Source organism: Frateuria sp. GZRR35 (genome assembly GCF_051900415.1).
In the GTDB taxonomy this organism is placed as follows: Bacteria; Pseudomonadota; Gammaproteobacteria; order Xanthomonadales; family Rhodanobacteraceae; genus Frateuria_A.
In genome coordinates, this window is sequence record NZ_JBHZGL010000033.1 from 1 (window position 1) to 618 (window position 618).

At 68.9% G+C, this 618-nt stretch carries 1 protein-coding gene; it reads right to left on the bottom strand.

Annotated elements, in window-relative coordinates; translation table 11 throughout:
* Positions 1-618: hypothetical protein (locus tag ACFWZ3_RS17290; protein ID WP_439708913.1), on the bottom strand; the 618-nt coding region annotated here is incomplete at both ends.

Sequence of the window (618 nt, forward strand, 5' to 3'; positions counted from 1 at the left end):
CGCCAGCGCCTGCGCGTTGGTCAGGGCGAAGTTGGCGGCCGTGAAGCTGCCCAGCGTGCCAATCAGGTTGGCGCCGTTGAGCGTAGTGCTGCCGGCAGAACTTCCGGTCAGCGTACCGGCCGTGAGGGTGCCACTGGCGCCTTCGGTGATCGCGCCGGCCGAGGTCAGCGTGGTCGTCGTGCCACTCACTGCACCGTTGATCGCCAGGTCGCCCGTGGTGGTCGTCAGCGAGGTGCTCGCACCGCCGTTGACCGGGCCGGTCACCGCCAGCGACTGGGCGTTGGTCAGCGCGAAATTCCCTGCCGTGAAGCTACCCAGTGTGCCGATCAGGTTGGCACGGTTGAGCGTGGTCGCCCCGGCCGAACTGCCGGCCAGGCTGTTGGCAGTGATGACACCGCCAGCGCCTTCGGTGATCGCACCGGCCGAGGTCAGCGTGGTCGTCGTGCCACTCACCGCACCGTTGATCGCCAGGTCGCCCGTGGTGGTGGTCAGCGAGGTGCTCGCGCCGCCGTCGATCGGGCCAGCGACCGCCAGGGCCTGCGCGTTGGTCAGGTTGAAACCGACCGCACTGAAGCTGCCCAGCGTACCGATCTGGTTGGCGCCGTTGAGCGTGGTCGC